The sequence below is a fragment of the Pseudomonas sp. MWU12-3103b genome, assembly GCF_023100615.1.
Taxonomy (GTDB): domain Bacteria; phylum Pseudomonadota; class Gammaproteobacteria; order Pseudomonadales; family Pseudomonadaceae; genus Aquipseudomonas; species Aquipseudomonas putida_A.
In genome coordinates, this window is the sequence record NZ_JALMEY010000003.1 from 210,350 (window position 1) to 227,540 (window position 17,191).

19 protein-coding genes are annotated in these 17,191 nt (G+C 60.6%); 13 read left to right on the top strand and 6 right to left on the bottom strand.

All coding sequences use genetic code 11. The annotated features are described in order from the left end of the window. Positions 1-155 precede the first annotated feature (155 nt). Together M0808_RS07050 and M0808_RS07055 are read left to right on the top strand one after the other, a co-directional pair. Complete coding sequence (locus M0808_RS07050; protein ID WP_247840480.1) at positions 156-1,622, top strand: cytosine permease; 1,467 nt, start codon at positions 156-158, stop codon at positions 1,620-1,622. Continuing rightward, positions 1,615-2,544 (top strand): PfkB family carbohydrate kinase, encoded by a 930-nt coding sequence (locus M0808_RS07055; RefSeq protein ID WP_247840483.1) that lies wholly within the window; start codon positions 1,615-1,617, stop codon positions 2,542-2,544. The genes M0808_RS07050 and M0808_RS07055 overlap by 8 nt, the downstream gene beginning before the upstream one ends. A 116-nt stretch (positions 2,545-2,660) precedes the next feature. On the opposite strand, the gene M0808_RS07060 is transcribed toward M0808_RS07055, so the two are convergent. From M0808_RS07060 to M0808_RS07075, 4 genes are all read right to left on the bottom strand, one after another. Further along, positions 2,661-3,041 (bottom strand): Rho termination factor N-terminal domain-containing protein, encoded by a 381-nt coding sequence (locus M0808_RS07060; protein ID WP_247840485.1) that lies wholly within the window; start codon positions 3,039-3,041, stop codon positions 2,661-2,663. Positions 3,042-3,104: 63 nt separating this feature from the next. Further along, positions 3,105-3,362, bottom strand: coding sequence for a hypothetical protein (locus tag M0808_RS07065; RefSeq protein WP_096794892.1), 258 nt, complete (start codon positions 3,360-3,362; stop codon positions 3,105-3,107). A gap of 44 nt (positions 3,363-3,406) precedes the next feature. Further along, the gene (locus tag M0808_RS07070; protein WP_247840487.1) at positions 3,407-3,751 is read right to left on the bottom strand and encodes a hypothetical protein; all 345 of its coding nucleotides are present in this window, start codon (positions 3,749-3,751) and stop codon (positions 3,407-3,409) included. Between the two features lie 97 nt (positions 3,752-3,848). Continuing rightward, a complete protein-coding gene (locus M0808_RS07075; protein ID WP_247840489.1) occupies positions 3,849-4,502 on the bottom strand; it encodes an HD domain-containing protein in 654 nt (217 codons plus the stop codon). A 215-nt stretch (positions 4,503-4,717) separates the two neighbouring features. Here M0808_RS07075 and M0808_RS07080 point away from each other — a divergent pair, with 215 nt between their 5' ends. The 10 genes from M0808_RS07080 (at position 4,718) to M0808_RS07125 (ending at position 13,154) form a co-directional block, all read left to right on the top strand. After that, positions 4,718-5,197 carry a GNAT family N-acetyltransferase gene (locus tag M0808_RS07080; RefSeq protein WP_003226995.1) on the top strand — a complete coding sequence of 160 codons (480 nt, stop codon included), beginning with the start codon at positions 4,718-4,720 and terminating at the stop codon, positions 5,195-5,197. Positions 5,198-5,355: 158 nt separating this feature from the next. Next, a complete protein-coding gene (locus M0808_RS07085; protein ID WP_098965004.1) occupies positions 5,356-6,018 on the top strand; it encodes a hypothetical protein in 663 nt (220 codons plus the stop codon). Further along, a complete protein-coding gene (locus M0808_RS07090) occupies positions 6,015-6,509 on the top strand; it encodes a PAAR domain-containing protein (protein WP_247840491.1) in 495 nt (164 codons plus the stop codon). Before M0808_RS07085 ends, M0808_RS07090 begins: the two co-directional genes overlap by 4 nt. A 5-nt stretch (positions 6,510-6,514) precedes the next feature. After that, on the top strand, positions 6,515-7,249 hold the full coding sequence (locus M0808_RS07095; RefSeq protein WP_098965002.1) for a hypothetical protein: 735 nt from the start codon (positions 6,515-6,517) through the stop codon (positions 7,247-7,249). Then, positions 7,246-7,773: a hypothetical protein gene (locus M0808_RS07100; RefSeq protein WP_247840493.1), complete on the top strand. Its 528-nt coding sequence runs from the start codon at positions 7,246-7,248 to the stop codon at positions 7,771-7,773. The genes M0808_RS07095 and M0808_RS07100 overlap by 4 nt, the downstream gene beginning before the upstream one ends. Positions 7,774-7,978: 205 nt before the next feature. Next, positions 7,979-8,968, top strand: coding sequence for a 2-dehydro-3-deoxygalactonokinase (locus M0808_RS07105; protein WP_247840495.1), 990 nt, complete (start codon positions 7,979-7,981; stop codon positions 8,966-8,968). Between the two features lie 19 nt (positions 8,969-8,987). Next, positions 8,988-9,608, top strand: a complete 621-nt coding sequence (locus tag M0808_RS07110) for a 2-dehydro-3-deoxy-6-phosphogalactonate aldolase (protein ID WP_103369247.1) — start codon at positions 8,988-8,990, stop codon at positions 9,606-9,608. A 48-nt stretch (positions 9,609-9,656) separates the two neighbouring features. Next, positions 9,657-10,805, top strand: a complete 1,149-nt coding sequence (dgoD, locus tag M0808_RS07115) for a galactonate dehydratase (RefSeq protein WP_007961968.1) — start codon at positions 9,657-9,659, stop codon at positions 10,803-10,805. 180 nt (positions 10,806-10,985) lie between these two features. Next, the gene (locus M0808_RS07120) at positions 10,986-12,290 is read left to right on the top strand and encodes an MFS transporter (protein WP_097088423.1); all 1,305 of its coding nucleotides are present in this window, start codon (positions 10,986-10,988) and stop codon (positions 12,288-12,290) included. A 60-nt stretch (positions 12,291-12,350) separates the two neighbouring features. Continuing rightward, positions 12,351-13,154, top strand: a complete 804-nt coding sequence (locus tag M0808_RS07125; RefSeq protein WP_096794901.1) for an IclR family transcriptional regulator — start codon at positions 12,351-12,353, stop codon at positions 13,152-13,154. On the opposite strand, the gene M0808_RS07130 is transcribed toward M0808_RS07125, so the two are convergent. Then, a complete protein-coding gene (locus M0808_RS07130) occupies positions 13,151-14,203 on the bottom strand; it encodes an NAD(P)-dependent alcohol dehydrogenase (protein ID WP_027612386.1) in 1,053 nt (350 codons plus the stop codon). The two genes, M0808_RS07125 and M0808_RS07130, sit on opposite strands and share 4 nt — an antisense overlap. A 190-nt stretch (positions 14,204-14,393) precedes the next feature. Between M0808_RS07130 and M0808_RS07135 the strand changes: the two genes are divergently transcribed. After that, positions 14,394-15,284, top strand: a complete 891-nt coding sequence (locus M0808_RS07135) for an AraC family transcriptional regulator (RefSeq protein WP_007961974.1) — start codon at positions 14,394-14,396, stop codon at positions 15,282-15,284. A gap of 183 nt (positions 15,285-15,467) precedes the next feature. Here the strand turns inward: M0808_RS07135 and M0808_RS07140 are convergent, their stop codons facing one another. Beyond that, positions 15,468-17,132 carry an electron transfer flavoprotein-ubiquinone oxidoreductase gene (locus M0808_RS07140; protein WP_247840497.1) on the bottom strand — a complete coding sequence of 555 codons (1,665 nt, stop codon included), beginning with the start codon at positions 17,130-17,132 and terminating at the stop codon, positions 15,468-15,470. Positions 17,133-17,191: the final 59 nt, after the last annotated feature.

Genomic DNA, 17,191 nt, shown 5'->3' on the forward strand with positions numbered 1-17,191 from the left:
CTCCTGTGGGAGCGGGCTTGCTCGCGAATGGCGCGCTGCGGATTACGGATTTTTACCCCGCAATGGATCGCACAGACAGGCCGAGGATGGCCGGGATGTCTTGTCGTTTTGCGTCATTGCCACAACCACAATAAAGGCAAACAGGAGCACTGTTCATGAGTTCAACAAACGCCGGGCCAAGCGCCGGGCAACTGGAAACCCGCGGCATTGAGCCGGTGCCGGAAGCCGAGTGCAACGGTCATCCGCTGCAACTGTTCTGGGTCTGGTTCGCCGCCAACATTTCCATTCTCGGCCTGCCATTGGGCGCCACGCTGGTGGCGTTTCGCGGGCTGGCGATCTGGCAGGCGATCATCGTTGCCATCGTCGGCGCCGCCGGTTCATTCGCCGTGGTCGGGATCATCTCGATTGCCGGCCGCCGTGGCCGCGCGCCGAGTCTGACCCTGTCGCGGGCGATCTTCGGCGTGCGTGGCAATATCGGCCCGACGCTGGTCTCGCTGATGTCACGTCTGGGCTGGGAAACGGTCAACACCACCACCGCGGCGTTCGTGCTGCTGTCGCTGTGTTCGATCCTGTTCGGCTCGCCGGTTGAAGCGAAAAGTGCGCCAGTGCTGACGCTGATCTTAATCGCCATTTTCGTCCTGCTGACTCTGTCGGTTTCCGGCCTCGGTCACGCCACCTTGCTGGTGATCCAGAAGTGGGCGACCTACGTGTTCGGCGCGCTGAACATTCTGGTCGGCGGCTTCCTCTGCGCGACCATCGACTGGAGCGCGGTGTTCAACGCCACGCCAGCGCCGCTGAGCGCGATGATCATCGGCATCGGCACCATGGCCGCCGGCACCGGGATTGGCTGGGCTAACGCCGGTGCGGACATGTCGCGCTATCAGCACCGCAGCGTCAAGGCTGTACGGCTGGTCGCCTCGGCGGCGTTCGGTGCGGGGATTCCGCTGGTGCTGCTGATCACCCTCGGCGGCCTGCTGTCGGTGGGCAACAACGATCTGGCATCGGCGACTGACCCGATCGTGGCCATCCGCGACATGCTGCCGACCTGGATGGCCGTGCCGTACCTGATCACCGCGTTCGGTGGCTTGCTGCTGTCGAACAACCTGTCGGTGTACTCCGCCGGTCTGACCACGCTGACCCTCGGTCTGAAGGTCAAACGCGTCTACGCGGTGGTGGTCGACATCGTGGCGATCTTCGCCGGCTCGATCTACTTCATGCTGATTGCCGACAGCTTCTACGGCCCGTTTATCACCTTCATTTCGCTGCTGGCGGTGCCGATCACCGCATGGGTCGGGATCTTCGTGGTCGACCTGATTCACCGTCACTACTACAGCCCCAAAGACCTGCTCGATGTCAGCCCGAGCAGCGCCTATTGGTATCGCGGCGGCATCGAGTGGCGCGCGTTCGGCGCGTGGGCGATTGCCATCGTGCTCGGCTTCAGTTTTACCACCATCGGCACCACCGCCGAGAACGTCTGGTTCAAGGGCTTTTTGTCCGACTCGTGGCTGGGCCACAACGGCCTCGGCTGGATCGTGACCTTCGTGGTGGCCGGTGGCATTTACTTCGTCCTTGGCGGGGCGAAAGATCGCCGTGCCGCGCAAGTCGAGAATGCTCATGCCTAAGATGTTGCACACCGGCCAGGTCATCATCGACCTGGTCATGGCCGTGGATCAGCTGCCGCAAATCGGCGGCGATGTGCTGGCGCAGTCTGCCGCTTTCGAGGCTGGCGGCGGCTTCAACGTGATGGCCGCAGCCGTGCGCAATGGTTTGCCGGTGGTCTATCTCGGTCGCCACGGCACCGGGCGTTTCGGCGATCTGGCGCGTCAGGCGATGAAGGATGAAGGCATTCACATCGGCATCCAGATGCCTGCACAACGCGATACCGGGATATGCGTGGCGCTGACCGATGCGTCGGCCGAGCGCAGTTTCATTTCCTACATCGGCGCTGAAGGTGAGGTGACCGGAGAGGACTTGAACAGCGTAGCGGCCGAGGCGGGCGACTACGTTTATGTAAGCGGTTACAGCCTGCTGCACGCAGGCAAGGCGCAGGCGCTGCTGGACTGGACGCTGGCGCTGCCGCAGTCAATCAACGTGGTGTTTGATCCGGGGCCATTGGTCGAGTCGCCGGACTCGCCGTTGATGCGGGCGCTGCTGCCGCGCATTGATGTGTGGACCAGCAATAGCGTCGAGGCGTTGCGCTTTACCGAGGCTGCAGACATTGCTCAAGCGCTGGATCGGCTGGCGGATCATCTGCCTAAGGATGTGCTGATGGTGGTGCGCGATGGACCACAGGGTTGCTGGATTCAGCAGCGTGGCGAGCGACGGCATGTACCGGGGTTTGCGGTAAAGGCCGTGGACAGCAACGGGGCGGGTGATGCCCATGCCGGGGTGTTCGTCGCCGGGTTGGCGCAGGGTTTGCCCGCCCATGAGGCGGCGCGGCGGGCGAATGCGGCGGCGGCTTTGGCAGTGACACGATGGGGGCCGGCGACTGCGCCGGGCGCGGCTGAAGTGGATGGGTTTATCCGCGAGTCCTGCGGCGACTGATCAACCGCCTTCGCGAGCAAGCCCGCTCCCACAGGGGGGATTTGCGTCTTTCACAACTCCAATGTGGGAGCGGGCTTGCTCGCGAAGAGGCCATACGGCTCAGCACAAAATATGGATCAGCCGGCCTTGCGCAACGCCGCAATCAACTCATCCTTGCGCATCGAAGAGCGCCCGGCAATGTTCTTCGCCCGCGCCTCTTTCCTCAGACTGTCCACGGTCTGCGTCTCGCGCGACGCCTTGCTGTCGCGCGCATGTTCCCCGCGACTGGCCACCGCTCGCCGCGATGATTCTTTGCGGTCTTCGGACTTGGCACTCGCCGGTTTCTTGCGTCCGGAACCGCCAGCCTTTTCGCCGCCGCCCGACTGTTTGTTGACCGTCGCCCAGGCACGCGCCTCGGCTGCATCCTTCGACAAGCCTTTTTTCTCATAGCTGTCTTCGATGTGTTCGGCCTTGCGCTTCTGTTCGGCGGTGTATTTGTCTTTGCTTCCACGAGGCATGGGATTTCTCCTCTTGTGTGCAGATTCGGCCGCTCGCCGCACCGGCAGCGAGCGGCCTGAGGTCTACTGCAGATCCAGCTTGCGCGCCGCTTCGACGCCCGCCGCACTGAGCTTGATCGGCAGATTCAACGAGTGTTCGCCGGCCTCGTTGCAGGTCACATGACCATGGTGGATCAGTCCGCGATCCTGCAGGGAGGCGAGGGCGCTGGCCACCACTTTCTCGCCGCGATAATTGTCCAGCACCTCTTTGCCCAGTCCGCTCGGATGGGCATGCAGCAGGCGGGTGAGGACTTCTTTTTCCAGGTTTTTATCGACGTTCATGGTTACCTCTTCATGGATGTGAATAGGACGCTCGCGTCGGCGAACTACTGGCCGCCGCCCTCGGAGCCCGAGCCACCGGTGGTGGTTTTCGAGCCGATGCCGGGGCCGGCGTTATCGGGTGTGGCGGGGGAGTCAGGGGTGTTCATGCCACCCTGGCGACCGGGGTCACCGCCTTGGGTGCGTGGGTCGGTGCCAGTGGCAGGTGGCTGGTTGATCAAGGGTACGCCGGAGCCATCGGTGTTCATGCCTGGGGCACTGTTAATGGCAGGGGCGCGCGGTGATGGAACCGGATCGGTGGGGCCTGTGCCCGCTGCGGTGGTGGACGCGGCGAACACCGCTGGGCAGAGCAGGGCGCTGAATACGAGGGCAGTCAACCTTGACGGGATCATAGGGCTTCTCCAGTGATTGAATTCCTTACCTGTGTTTGGTCTGCCGTTGAATCGGATTGGTGCCTGATGAGCGACGAACGGTCGAGACACAGGACTATCAGTCGAGGCCGATTTCTTCCTTGAACTGCTCCATGAAACCCTTCAGGCGTTGATGGCGGATCTGCGCCAGACGCTGACCGGCGCCAGTCTGGAAACCATCGGCCAGGTGCAGCAGCTTGGTCTGGAAGTGATCGAGGCAGAAGCGGGTGTCGTCGTAGTCGCGCTCCTTGGCTTCAGGGTCGAGCGGGTCATACAACGCACTGCCCATGCGCCCGGCGACGTAGAAGGTGCGGGCAACGCCGAGCATGCCCAGCGAGTCGAGCCGGTCGGCGTCCTGGACCAGTTTCGCTTCGAGGGTCAGCGGGGTGATGTTGGCGGAAAAACTGTGGGCTTCGATGGCGTGGGTGACGCCACTGATTTTGCTTTCGGGCCAGTCCAGATCGGCCAGCACGCTGGCGGCTTTTTCTGCGGCGAGACGCGAAGCCTGCGAGCGCAGCGGCGAGTTTTTTTCCACGGTCACGCAATCGTGCAGCAGCACGGCAGCGAGCAACACTTCCAGGTCGCCACCTTCCTCGGCCTGCAAGGTGCGCGCGTTGTGCCAGACCCGTTGCAGGTGGGCGAGGTCGTGGGCACCGTCGTCGCCGGGTTCGAGGGCGTGGGGCAGCAGTGCTGCTGCAAGCGACTCCACGGGCATAAAAATCTCAGTGTTCATGAGCATCCTTTCAGACTGGCGAAGTTCCTGTGGGAGCGGGCTTGCTCGCGAAGGCGTCAATCCAGTCACCATCATTGTTGATTGTCAGACCGCTTGCGCGAGCAAGCCCGCTCCCACATTGCAATATCGGCGCAGGATATTCTCTGTGTTGCCATGTGACGAGCGCCGCATCCGGCCTTAGTATGGCGCTTTCCCTTTTCCGACAAGGCCCGTTCATGACGATCGAAATCCGCCCGGCGACCCCCAGCGATGCACCGCAAATCCTCGCCTTCATCACCGAACTGGCAGATTTCGAAAAGGCTCGCCACGAAGTGATCGCCAGCGTCACCGACATCGAGCGCAGCCTGTTCAGCGAAGGCGCGACCGCCCACGGCCTGATCTGCCTGCGTGACGGTGTGCCGATCGGTTTTGCGGTGTTCTTTTTCAGCTATTCGACGTGGCTCGGCAGCAACTGCCTGTACCTCGAAGACCTCTACATCACCCCCGAACAACGCGGCGGTGGGGCCGGCAAAACCCTGTTGCGGCATCTGGCGAAAATTGCCTGTGCCAATGACTGCGGGCGCTTCGAATGGAGCGTGCTGGACTGGAACACCCCGGCCATCGAATTCTACAAATCCCTCGGTGCGCAGCCGCAGGAAGAGTGGGTGCGCTATCGCATGGATGGCAAGGTGTTGCGTGAGTTTGCCGAAGGCTGAGGAGATGATGGCAATCCGATGTTGAAGTGATTGCCGCCACCGCTCTAGTCCGGCATTCTACGCGCCATTTTTGCGCGCTCACGGACGACACCTGCAATGCTTCTGGCAAAACTTCTCCACGCCCGTGGGGCCTTCGCTGTGTCTCTGAGTGACCGGCGATGAGCGGATTGCGGGCGTCAATGCGCCTGTATGGCCTGGTGAAAAACTCAGGCTGCTCTGACAACCCTCAGCGTCAACCGGTAGACATCCTGTGCATCGTCAATCGCACGGGCGGCAAAGCCATTCGTGCGTTTGTGTCGCGGCTCGACGCCGAACTCATGACACGCAGCGCCGGCCTGGGTGACTACCGTGTGATCGCGTTACGCCACTTCGAGCCGAATGCGTTTATCGACGCGCATCAGGGCTGGCTGACGCTGCACATCTGTTGCGGTTTCGTCGCCCCCGCCAGCCATTCGTTGCTCAAGGACGGCGCGTTGATGCCGATGGGCTGGTACGTCTATTCCGAGATCGGCCAGTGGACCGCCGAACATCATCTGGACCTCGGCGTGCAAATGGCCGATCTGCTGCAAACGGCTTACGAGCGTAATCAACTGCGCAATTACAACGCCTGGCTCAACGAGCTCGACGACGCCGCGCCGGCCGAACTGGCCTGGCAAACCGACCAAGCCTGGCGACATCTGCAAACTGCCACATCCCCCGACAGCCGTGAGCACTGCCACGCACTGTTCGACCCTGTCGACAACCGCTGGCGCTTCGCCGCGACCGACATCGACATCCATCAGCCGCACCCGGAACCTCTGAAGCAAGGAGCTTTGAATTGAGTGGTAAACCCGCCGCCCGCGTCACCGACCCGACCGCCTGCCCATTGCCAGGCCATGGCACCAACCCGATCGTTTCCGGCTCGCCCGACGTCTTCTTCGACGGCCTCGCCGCTGCGCGCATGACCGACAAATCAGCCTGTGGCAGCCCGATCACCGGCGCTGTTTCCGGCACCGTATTCATCAACGGCCTGAACGCCGCAACCCTCGACAGCACCGGTGGCCACGGCAATGTCGTGGTCGGTGGTTCGGGCACGGTGATTATTGGACAAAGTGGCGGAGGGGCAGCGTTTAGTGGGTTGTTGCCGATGCCGGTGCATTTCAATGATCGGATGCAGGTCGTTAATGAAGCCACGGGCGAACCTATTCCCGACCACCCTTATGCGATTCAGCGAGGCGATGGGCGTGTTGAGCATGGCATCACCGATGAACAGGGCTTTACCCATATGGTCAGTTCGCATTTGGCCGAAACTATTAACCTGTTCGTAGAGTGATCGAAATGGAAGTCGAAAATCCCGCACTCAACGATTGTAAAACTGAAGTGGCTGGTCATGAGTTGACCTGCAAGACTGATCAGAGCGTAAAACAGGCTGCGGTTAAAGTAAAAAAGGTTGCAGTGTTTTTTATTGGCGGTGCTGGGGATAAGGAAGAATACTATCAAAATGAACCGCCGCATCATAACGTGATGAATGCATGGAAGCAGTTAGAGAAACGTCTCACTAATGAGCAGAAAGTTGAGGTTAATCTGCCGTACATAAGTTACAAAGACGTTCGCGGTGAAAAAGATATTAAAAAGTACGTCGAGCGTCCTTTGAAAGGTGATAAGTCGGTCTATATTGTCGTTGTAGGTCATAGTTTGGGTGGTTGGAATGGTGCACATCTGACTTCGATTTTGAAAGAGCGCGGTTACACCGTAAAGGTATTGGTAACGCTTGATCCTGTTGGCGGTGGCACAGGTGTCTGGATGGTGTCTGATATATATTTCACGACACCGAAGCCCTCGGCAGATTATTGGGTCAATGTATTGGCTTCGCCCAAAGTGACGGATTCATCTGATAACGTTGCCAGCATGGGCGAGCGTTGGGTTATGACATCTGGGCCAGCTATCAACGAAGCGGTAGACGCCAACCATCGTCAGGCAGGTGTCATGTTTGGCGCTACGCTACAGGGTGGTAAATCGGCATGCGATATTGTGTATGAACGTTTGAGTCAATATTTGGAATCTTCGAAATGAAGTCGTTGTTTGTTTTTCTGACACTGCTACTGTGCAGTTCTTGCACTAAGCAACCGGTTCTTCCGGTCATTGATATTGACTTGATTTCTGTCAGTGGTGGAGATGATCACTCATCTTTAGGTATTAAGTTTGGTTCGAAAACCGATCTGTTGAATTTTTTTCAGGATGTGACCGGGGAAAGTCAGTTGGGCGAGTCTTTGTTCTGCTCGCTGGATAAGGATGTCGAGTTTAAGGATTTTGACAAGTTGACTCAGTATTTGGTGGGGGATTTTGTGGAGCTTGATAGTTCTGGATCTAAAGCGGAGCATATTTATATGGCCAAATTGTCCTCGTTTAAAAAAGAGGATGAGGGCGTATCAAATATTTTTATGCCTGCCAGTGAATTATTGCAGGTATTAGATCAGCGTAATGTCATCTCTTGTAAGGTGTTCACTTCTGCTTATTCATTCGGTGGATATTATTCGAAGTCAATGCTCATCCCAGCAACTGACATCGTGCGTGCGATTCAAGAGAAGCGCGATTGATGGGGCTGAGAGGATTCCGGCTGCTACTGATTGCTGGTTTTTTAACGTGTCGTCCTGCCTGCACCTGAACGGACGTCGTTCAGCGTTGGACAAAATGGACTTATTTAATCCCAAAATATGGGATGTAAAATTACATATTGAGATTTCGCGCTTGAAAGGTCTATAGTCCGTCGCACTCACTGCCAAAAACAAAACAGGTGAAGCGATGCAGGCGCAATTGATCGCGCTCGACTGGGGGACGACCTCATTACGTGCTTACAAACTCGCGGCGGGCGGGGTGGTGCTGGAGCAGCGTGCGCTGTCGTCCGGGATCATGCAGTTACCGAAGACGCCGCGAGTCATCCACGGTGGTGAATGCGCCGACGGCTTTGAACTGGCCTTCGAAGAGGCGTGTGGCGACTGGCTCGAGGCGCAGCCGGATCTGCCAGTGATCGCCTGCGGCATGGTCGGCAGCGCCCAGGGCTGGCGCGAAGCGGCCTACTGCGAGACGCCGGCGAACGTCGCCAATCTCGGAAATTCCTTACAAACACTGGTCAGTCTGCGCGGCACGCGGGTACATATCGTGCCGGGGGTGATCCAGCGTTCGCGTCTGCCCAATGTGATGCGCGGCGAAGAAACTCAGGTCCTCGGCGTACTGCAGAACCTGCCGGCCGAGGCGGGCGGCGATCTGTTGATCGGTCTGCCGGGTAGCCACTCCAAGTGGGTGGAGGTGATCGAGGGCCGCATCACTCATTTCGACACCTTCATGACCGGCGAAGTGTTCGCTGTGCTCAGTGAGCACAGCATTCTCGGGCGTACCCAGCAACAGGGTGCGGCGTTCGACGGGTTGGCGTTCGACCGTGGCGTGCAAGTGGCGCTGTCGGCGGACGGCGAACTGGGTGTGCTCTCCACATTATTCAGTGCGCGTACTTTGGGCCTGACCGGCGAACTGGCGCCGACGGCGCAAGCGGACTACCTGTCCGGTTTGATGATCGGTCATGAGCTGGCGGCACTCGCCACCGTTCAGCGGCGCCGACGCAACAGCGTGCATCTGCCGTCGATCATCCTCATCGGCAACGCGCAACTCTGCGCCCGTTACGGCCGTGCCCTCGATGCCTGCGGTTTCGCGCGCGTCACGCTGGCCGAGCAGGCCACCGAGCGTGGCCTGTGGCAACTGGCGCTGGCCGCCGGGCTGCTCGATTCCTTATCCCGTTAACCCTGACTGGAGGCCTGACATGCTCAAGCAAGCATTGGCACAAAACGGTCTGATCGCAATCCTGCGTGGCCTGCATCCGCAGGAAGCCGCTGCTGTCGGAGAAGTCCTGTATGCCGCCGGATTTCGCGTCATCGAAGTACCGCTCAATTCCCCGTCGCCGTACGAAAGTATCCGCATCCTGCGTCAGACCTTGCCCGCCGATTGCCTGATCGGTGCCGGCACGGTGTTGACCCCGGAGCAGGTCGAGCTGGTGAAAGAGGCCGGCGGCCAGGTGATCGTGATGCCACACAGCGACGCCAAGGTGCTGCGCGCAGCGAAAGCGGCGGGGCTGTACCTGTCGCCGGGAGTAGCGACGCCGACCGAAGCGTTCGCGGCGCTGGAGGAGGGCGCGGACATTCTCAAGCTGTTCCCGGCCGAGCAGATGAGCCCGGCGGTGGTCAAGGCATGGCTCGCGGTGTTGCCTTCCGGGACGGTGCTGGCGCCGGTCGGCGGGATCACCCCGGACAACATGCAAGCGTTCATCGACGCTGGTGTGAAAGGTTTCGGCCTCGGTTCCGGCCTGTTCAAACCGGGCATGACGGTTGAACAAGTGGCGGCCAATGCCAAGGCCTACGTGGCTGCCTGGAAGGCCCTTCGCTGAGATTTATCCGGCGCTGCGTGCGCTGCATCTAACAAGAGAGACAAACAGATGAAAATCACCAAACTCACCACCTTCATCGTCCCGCCGCGCTGGTGCTTCCTCAAGGTCGAAACCGATGAGGGTGTGACCGGTTGGGGCGAGCCTGTGGTCGAAGGCCGCGCACACACCGTCGCCGCTGCCGTTGAAGAATTGTCCGACTACCTGATCGGCAAAGACCCACGCAACATCGAGGACATCTGGACTGTGTTGTACCGCGGTGGCTTCTACCGTGGTGGCGCGATCCACATGAGTGCGCTGGCCGGTATCGATCAGGCGCTATGGGACATCAAGGGCAAGGCCCTTGGCGTGTCGGTCAGCGATCTGCTCGGCGGTCAGGTGCGCGACAAGATTCGTGTGTATTCATGGATCGGCGGCGATCGTCCGGCCGACACCGCGCGTGCCGCGAAAGAGGCGGTGAGCCGGGGTTTTACTGCGGTGAAAATGAACGGCACTGAAGAGCTGCAGTTCCTCGACTCCTTCGAGAAAGTCGATCTGGCCCTGGCCAACGTTGCCGCCGTGCGCGATGCGGTCGGGCCGAACGTCGGTATCGGCGTCGACTTCCACGGTCGGGTACACAAGCCGATGGCCAAGGTGCTGATGAAGGAGCTCGACCCGTACAAACTGATGTTCATCGAAGAGCCGGTGCTCAGTGAAAACTACGAAGCGCTGAAAGAGCTGGCACCGTTGACCAGCACGCCGATCGCCCTTGGCGAGCGGCTGTTCTCGCGCTGGGATTTCAAGCGGGTGCTGAGCGAAGGCTACGTCGACATCATCCAGCCGGATGCCTCGCATGCCGGCGGTATCACCGAGACCCGCAAGATCGCCAACATGGCCGAAGCCTACGACGTGGCGCTGGCGCTGCATTGTCCGCTGGGGCCGATTGCGCTGGCGGCGTGCCTGCAACTGGACGCGGCTTGTTACAACGCGTTTATCCAGGAGCAGAGTCTGGGTATCCATTACAACGAGAGCAACGATCTGCTCGACTACGTGAAGGATCCGCGAGTGTTCGACTACGACCAGGGCTTCGTGAAGATTCCGAACGGGCCAGGGCTGGGCATCGAGATCAACGAGGAATACGTGATCGAACGCGCGGCGGTCGGCCACCGCTGGCGCAACCCGATCTGGCGCCATGCCGATGGCAGTTTTGCCGAGTGGTGAGTGCCTTCTGACTCACCACAAATCCTTGTGGGAGGGGGCTTGCTCCCGAATGCGGCATGTCAGCTAAAGAGATGTCGACTGACACTCCGCATTCGGGAGCAAGCCCCCTCCCACAATTGATCTCCATGGATGGGGGATGGCGTCAATGAGCTCAAATAATCATAAGAAGAGGCACCCCCCATGCCAACGCAAACCCTCACCGGGCAGGCGTCTTTAGTCACGCCCAGCCGCAAGCGGTTTTTCATCATGGTGTTGCTGTTCATCACCGTGGTCATCAACTACCTCGACCGCAGCAACCTGTCGATTGCCGCGCCCGCGCTGACCAGTGAACTGGGCATCGACCCGGTTCACGTCGGGCTGATTTTCTCCGCATTCGGCTGGACCTACGCTGCGATGCAGATTCCCGGCGGCTGGCTGGTGGATCGGGTGCCGCCGCGCATCCTCTACAGTGTCGCGCTGCTGCTGTGGTCGCTGGCCACGGTGCTGCTCGGTTTCGCTGCGAGTTTCATTGCGCTGTTTGTGCTGCGCATGGCGGTCGGCGCGCTGGAAGCACCGGCCTATCCGATCAACAGCCGCGTGGTGACCACCTGGTTTCCCGAGCGTGAGCGGGCCACGGCGATTGGTTTTTACACCTCCGGGCAGTTTGTCGGCCTGGCGTTTCTGACCCCGGTGCTGGCCTGGCTGCAACATGAATTCGGCTGGCACATGGTGTTCGTCGCAACCGGTGCGGCTGGCATCATCTGGGCAGCGATCTGGTACGCGGTGTATCGCGAACCGCGAGATTTCAAGGGCGCCAACGACGCGGAGATCGACCTGATCCGCGAGGGTGGCGGACTCGTAGACATTCAAGCGCAAACGGCCAAGGCCTCGTTCAGTTGGACCGACCTCGGCATCGTCCTGAGCAAACGCAAATTGTGGGGCATCTACCTCGGCCAGTTCTGCCTGAACTCGACGCTGTGGTTCTTCCTGACGTGGTTCCCGACCTACCTGGTGAAATATCGCGGCATGGACTTCATCAAGTCCGGCCTGTTGGCATCGCTGCCGTTTCTCGCGGCCTTTGTCGGCGTGCTGTGCTCGGGGTTCTTTTCCGACCTGTTGATCCGCCGTGGCTGCAGCGTGGGCTTCGCGCGCAAGTTGCCGATCATTGGCGGGCTGCTGATTTCCACCTCGATCATCGGCGCCAATTTCGTTGAATCGACACCGCTGGTGATTGCCTTCCTAGCGCTGGCGTTTTTCGGCAACGGTCTGGCCTCGATCACCTGGTCGCTGGTCTCGACCCTGGCTCCGGCGCGTTTGCTCGGCTTGACCGGTGGGGTGTTCAACTTCATCGGCAACCTGTCGGCGATTGCCACGCCGATTGTCATCGGGTTCCTCGCCAGCGGTGATTCGTTCGCCCCGGCGATCACCTACATCGCGGTGCTGGCGCTGATCGGTGCATTGTCCTACGTGCTGCTGGTGGGCAAGGTCGAACGTATCGAGTTGTAGTCGTCTGCGTCGGGCGACCATAATGCCGCCCGTTCCCTCGCTCAACGGTAAAGGCTGGATATGCAGGAAGACGCCCCGGAAAAAACCAAGGACGCCGCGCCCACCGGCACCCAGACCCTGCTTCGCGGACTGGGTGTGGTGCAGGCGGTGGCCAGTGGCGCCCGCGATCTGAAAGAGATCGCCCGGCTGATCGGCACCACGCGCAGCACCACCCATCGTCTGGCCAGTTGCCTGGTCGACGAGCGCTACCTGCGCGTGGTGCCACAAATCGGCTATCTGCTGGGGCCGAAGCTGATCGAGCTGGGGTTTCAGGCGCGCGAAGAGTTGCCGCTGGTGAGTCTGGCCGGGCCGTACCTGGACGAGTTGTCGGCGCTGACCGGCGACACCGTGCACCTGGGCATTCGTGAGGGCGACGAGGTCTTGTATCTGCTGAAGAATCCGGGGCGTAACGGCCCGGAAATGCGCTCGCGGGTCGGCCATCGCATGCCGTTGGCACGCACCGGGATCGGCAAGGCCTTGATGCTCGACGATGCACCGCAGGATTGGCAGCGGCTGTACGACATCAGCCTGCCGGCGGGTGGGAAAAGTCAGTTCTGGCCGCAGCATCCCCAGCAATCGTGGGAACAGCTCGAACAACGCATGACCGAGTACGTGGCCGGCGGCTACGCCTTCGATCTGGAAGACAACGAACCGTCGATCCGCTGCGTGGCGGCGCCGATTCGCGATGCGAGCAAGCGCATTGTGGCGGCGATCAGCATCGCCAGCACCGTGCCGTACATGCCGCTGGAAAAAATGGCCGAGCTGATTCCCCTGATCAAAGGGGTCACAGCCCGGCTCTCGGCAGAACTCGGTCTGAAGGTTTAAAGCTTCAACGTCGCCATGTCGATCACGAAGCGATACTTCACGTCACCGGCAATCATTCGGGCGTAAGCCTCGTTGATCTGGCGGATGTCGAGCATTTCGATGTCGCAGGTGATGTTGTGCTCGGCGCAGAAATCCAGCACTTCCTGGGTTTCGGCGATGCCGCCGATCAACGAGCCGGCCAGCACGCGGCGCCCCAGCACCAGATTGGCGGCGTGCACGGGCGGGTCGATCGGTTCGATCAGGCCGACCAGAATGTGCACGCCATCAAAGCGCAGGGTTTGCAGGTACGGGTTGAGGTCGTGCTGCACCGGAATGGTGTCCAGCAGGAAGTCGAACCGGCCTGCAGCGGCAGCCATCTGTTCGGCATCGGTGGAGACGATCACATGATCGGCGCCCTGACGACGACCTTCTTCGGCCTTGCTCGCCGAACGGGTGAACAGCGTGACTTCCGCGCCCATGGCCTTGGCGAATTTGATGCCCATGTGGCCGAGGCCGCCCATGCCGAGAATCCCGACCTTGTCACCGGCCTTGACCCCGTAGTGCTTGAGCGGTGAGTAGGTGGTGATGCCGGCGCAGAGGATCGGCGCGGCGCTGGCCAGATCCAGCTTTTCCGGAATGCGCACGACGAAGTGCTCGCTGACCACGATGCTGTCCGAATAACCGCCCATGGTGTTGCTGCCGTCGACCCGGTCCGGGGTGGCGTAGGTCATGGTCGGGCCTTCGAGGCAGTATTGCTCGAGGTTCTGCTGGCAGGCAGCGCAGGTGCGGCAGGAGTCGACCATGCAACCGACACCGACCAGATCGCCGACTTTATGTTGAGTGACGTTCGCACCAACGGCGGTGACTTTGCCGACGATCTCATGGCCGGGCATCAACGGATAAACCGCGATGCCCCATTCGTTGCGGGCCTGGTGGATGTCGGAGTGGCAGACGCCGCAGTACAGGATCTCGATCGCCACGTCGTCAGCGCGTGGGCTGCGGCGTTCGAATTTCATCGGGGCGAGGGGAGTGGTGGCCGATTGGGCGGCATAACCGATAGCGGTGTACATGAGAAACCTCGCAGAAGCAGTGACAGGTGAGGTGGCGCATTTTGGGCGCCGTCTGCCGCTGCGGCCATGACGATTCCTCCGGGTCTCATGCCTAATCCTCCGGCATGCAGGTCTGGGCAAGCGCATTGGCAAAAGGATCTGCGATGATGCTTTCATGCCTTTTTCCGTGAATTTTTTGAAGACCCCTCCGATGCAGTTGACCCGTCACCTTGATGCCAATGCCACGCTGGTTTCGCTGATCGAGCCGCTGGCGCTCTGCGATGGTTACAGCCAGACCGGGTTGCCCGGCGTGCAGGTGTTGCGCGCCAGTTGCGACGTGGCGCGTGGCCCGCACATTTACGAGCCGAGCCTGATGATCATCGCTCAGGGCAGCAAACTGGCGTTTCTCGGCCCGCGCACCATGGAGTATGGCGCCGGGCACTACCTGATTCAGGCGCTGCCAGTGCCGTTCGAGTGCGAAACCTTTGCCTTGCCGGATGCGCCGTTGCTGGGGGTGTCGGTAGCGATCGATCGGGTGCTGCTCGGTGAATTAGTGCTGGCCATGGGGCTGGCGCCGGGGCGGCACATTCCGGCGCAGACACCGGAGTCGATGACCTCGGTGGTCCTCGACGATGACATGCGTGGCTGCGTCGAACGCTTGTTGCGCTGCCTGCACGATCCGCTGGAGCGGCAGATTCTCGGGCCGGCGCGGGTGCGTGAATTGCTGTTCACCGCGCTGCGCGGGCCACAGGCCGATGTGTTGCGCGCGCTGGTGGAACAGCAGGGGCAGTTCGCCCGGGTGGCGGCGTCGATCAGTCATCTGCATGCGCATTACACCGAGCCGCTGAACGTCGAGACTCTGGCCAGTTGCGCGAACATGAGCGTTTCATCCTTCCACGAGCACTTCAAGCGCAGCACGCTGTTGTCGCCGGTGCAGTACCTGAAGCGTTTACGCCTGCTCAAGGCGCAGACCTTGCTGGTCGCCGAAGGGCTGGGCGTGGCGCAGGTGGCGCATCGGGTGGGCTATCAGAGTACGTCGCAGTTCAGTCGCGAGTACAAGCGCTACTTCGAGCGTAGCCCTGGCGACGAACGCGTAGCCTGATTCGACGATGATTCCCTGTGGGAGCGGGCTTGCTCGCGAATGCGGTGTGTCAGTTGACGGATAGGTTGCCTGACCCGCAGCCTTCGCGAGCAAGCCCGCTCCCACATGAGTCATGCGCTGTGGAAAAAACCTGGGCAACAAAAAGGCCCCCGTTTCGGGAGCCTCGTTGTTCAGCGATACGGCTTACATGTTCGGGTAAGTCGGGCCGCCAGCGCCTTCCGGCGTGACCCAGGTGATGTTCTGCGAAGGGTCCTTGATGTCACAGGTCTTGCAGTGCACGCAGTTCTGGGCGTTGATCTGGAAGCGTTTTTCGCCGTCTTCCTTGGTGATCACTTCGTAGACGCCGGCCGGGCAGTAGCGCTGCGCCGGTTCGTCGTACAGCGGCAGGTTCTTGCTGATCGGGATGCTCGGGTCGGTCAGCTTCAGGTGGCACGGCTGTTCTTCTTCGTGGTTGGTACCGGAGATGAACACCGAGCTCAGTTTGTCGAAGCTGAGTTTGCCGTCCGGCTTCGGATAGTCGATCTTCTTGCAGTCGGCCGCCAGTTTCAGGCAGGCGTAGTCCGGCTTGGTGTCATGCAGGGTGAACGGCAGTTTGCCGCCGAAGATGTTCTGGTCCAGCCAGTTGAAACCACCACCGACGATCGCGCCGAACTTGTGGATCGCCGGGCCGAAGTTGCGGCTGGCGAACAGTTCGTCGTAGAGCCAGCTCTTCTTGAACGCCTCGACGTAGGAGGTCAGCTCTTCAGTGCCATCCTTCTCGGCGAACAGTGCGTCGGCCACCGATTCAGCGGCGAGCATGCCGGACTTCATCGCGGTGTGGCTGCCTTTGATCTTGGCGAAGTTCAGGGTGCCGAGGTCGCAACCGATCAGCGCGCCGCCCTTGAAGACCATTTTCGGCAGCGAGTTCAGGCCACCTTTGCAGATCGCACGGGCGCCGTAGCTGACGCGCTTGCCGCCTTCCAGGTACTGGGCCAGCACCGGGTGATGCTTGAGGCGCTGGAACTCGTCGAACGGCGACAGGTAAGTGTTGCTGTAAGACAGGTCAACGATCAGACCGACCACTACCTGGTTGTTTTCCAGGTGATAGAGGAACGAGCCGCCGGTGTTTTCGGTGCCCATGATGTCCAGCGGCCAACCGGCGGTGTGCACCACCAGACCTGGCTGGTGTTTGGCCGGGTCGATTTCCCAGATTTCCTTCAGGCCGATGCCGTAGTGCTGGGCGTCGGCATCGCTGTCGAGGTTGTAACGCTTGATCAGTTGCTTGCCGATGTGGCCACGGCAGCCCTCGGCGAACAGCGTGTACTTGCCACGCAGTTCCATGCCCGGGGTGTACAGGCCTTCTTTCGGGTTGCCTTCGCGGTCGACGCCCAGATCACCGGTGATGATCCCGCGCACGATGCCGTTTTCGTCGATCAGCGCTTCCTGAGCGGCGAAGCCCGGGTAGATTTCCACGCCCAGGTTCTCGGCCTGCTGCGCCAGCCAGCGGCACAGGTTGCCGAGGGAAATAATATAGTTGCCTTCGTTGTGCATGGTTTTGGGCACAAAGAAGTCAGGAATTTTCTGCGCGCTGTCGGCGTTTTTCAGCACGAAAATGTCATCGCGGGTGACTGGCGTGTTCAGCGGGGCGCCGAGTTCTTTCCAGTCCGGGAACAGTTCGTTCAGAGCGCGTGGTTCGAACACGGCACCGGAAAGGATGTGTGCGCCGACTTCGGAGCCTTTTTCGACCACGCAGACGCTGATTTCCTTACCGGCTTCGGCGGCCTTCTGCTTCAGACGGCAGGCGGCGGACAGGCCAGCGGGGCCGGCACCGACGATGACCACGTCGAATTCCATGTATTCGCGTTCCACAGGCTATCTCCTACTCAAGGCTCAACAGTTTTTTTTCTAATTTGGAGGTTCGGTGTCGC

Bases quoted from the DNA above. Each gene is read 5' to 3' on its own strand.
- M0808_RS07050 (WP_247840480.1), top strand. From the start codon at position 156: ATGAGTTCAACAAACGCCGGGCCAAGCGCCGGGCAACTGGAAACCCGC.
- M0808_RS07055 (WP_247840483.1), top strand. From the start codon at position 1,615: ATGCCTAAGATGTTGCACACCGGCCAGGTCATCATCGACCTGGTCATG.
- M0808_RS07060 (WP_247840485.1), bottom strand. From the start codon at position 3,041: ATGCCTCGTGGAAGCAAAGACAAATACACCGCCGAACAGAAGCGCAAG.
- M0808_RS07065 (WP_096794892.1), bottom strand. From the start codon at position 3,362: ATGAACGTCGATAAAAACCTGGAAAAAGAAGTCCTCACCCGCCTGCTG.
- M0808_RS07070 (WP_247840487.1), bottom strand. From the start codon at position 3,751: ATGATCCCGTCAAGGTTGACTGCCCTCGTATTCAGCGCCCTGCTCTGC.
- M0808_RS07075 (WP_247840489.1), bottom strand. From the start codon at position 4,502: ATGAACACTGAGATTTTTATGCCCGTGGAGTCGCTTGCAGCAGCACTG.
- M0808_RS07080 (WP_003226995.1), top strand. From the start codon at position 4,718: ATGACGATCGAAATCCGCCCGGCGACCCCCAGCGATGCACCGCAAATC.
- M0808_RS07085 (WP_098965004.1), top strand. From the start codon at position 5,356: ATGAGCGGATTGCGGGCGTCAATGCGCCTGTATGGCCTGGTGAAAAAC.
- M0808_RS07095 (WP_098965002.1), top strand. From the start codon at position 6,515: ATGGAAGTCGAAAATCCCGCACTCAACGATTGTAAAACTGAAGTGGCT.
- M0808_RS07100 (WP_247840493.1), top strand. From the start codon at position 7,246: ATGAAGTCGTTGTTTGTTTTTCTGACACTGCTACTGTGCAGTTCTTGC.
- M0808_RS07105 (WP_247840495.1), top strand. From the start codon at position 7,979: ATGCAGGCGCAATTGATCGCGCTCGACTGGGGGACGACCTCATTACGT.
- M0808_RS07110 (WP_103369247.1), top strand. From the start codon at position 8,988: ATGCTCAAGCAAGCATTGGCACAAAACGGTCTGATCGCAATCCTGCGT.
- dgoD (WP_007961968.1), top strand. From the start codon at position 9,657: ATGAAAATCACCAAACTCACCACCTTCATCGTCCCGCCGCGCTGGTGC.
- M0808_RS07120 (WP_097088423.1), top strand. From the start codon at position 10,986: ATGCCAACGCAAACCCTCACCGGGCAGGCGTCTTTAGTCACGCCCAGC.
- M0808_RS07125 (WP_096794901.1), top strand. From the start codon at position 12,351: ATGCAGGAAGACGCCCCGGAAAAAACCAAGGACGCCGCGCCCACCGGC.
- M0808_RS07130 (WP_027612386.1), bottom strand. From the start codon at position 14,203: ATGTACACCGCTATCGGTTATGCCGCCCAATCGGCCACCACTCCCCTC.
- M0808_RS07135 (WP_007961974.1), top strand. From the start codon at position 14,394: ATGCAGTTGACCCGTCACCTTGATGCCAATGCCACGCTGGTTTCGCTG.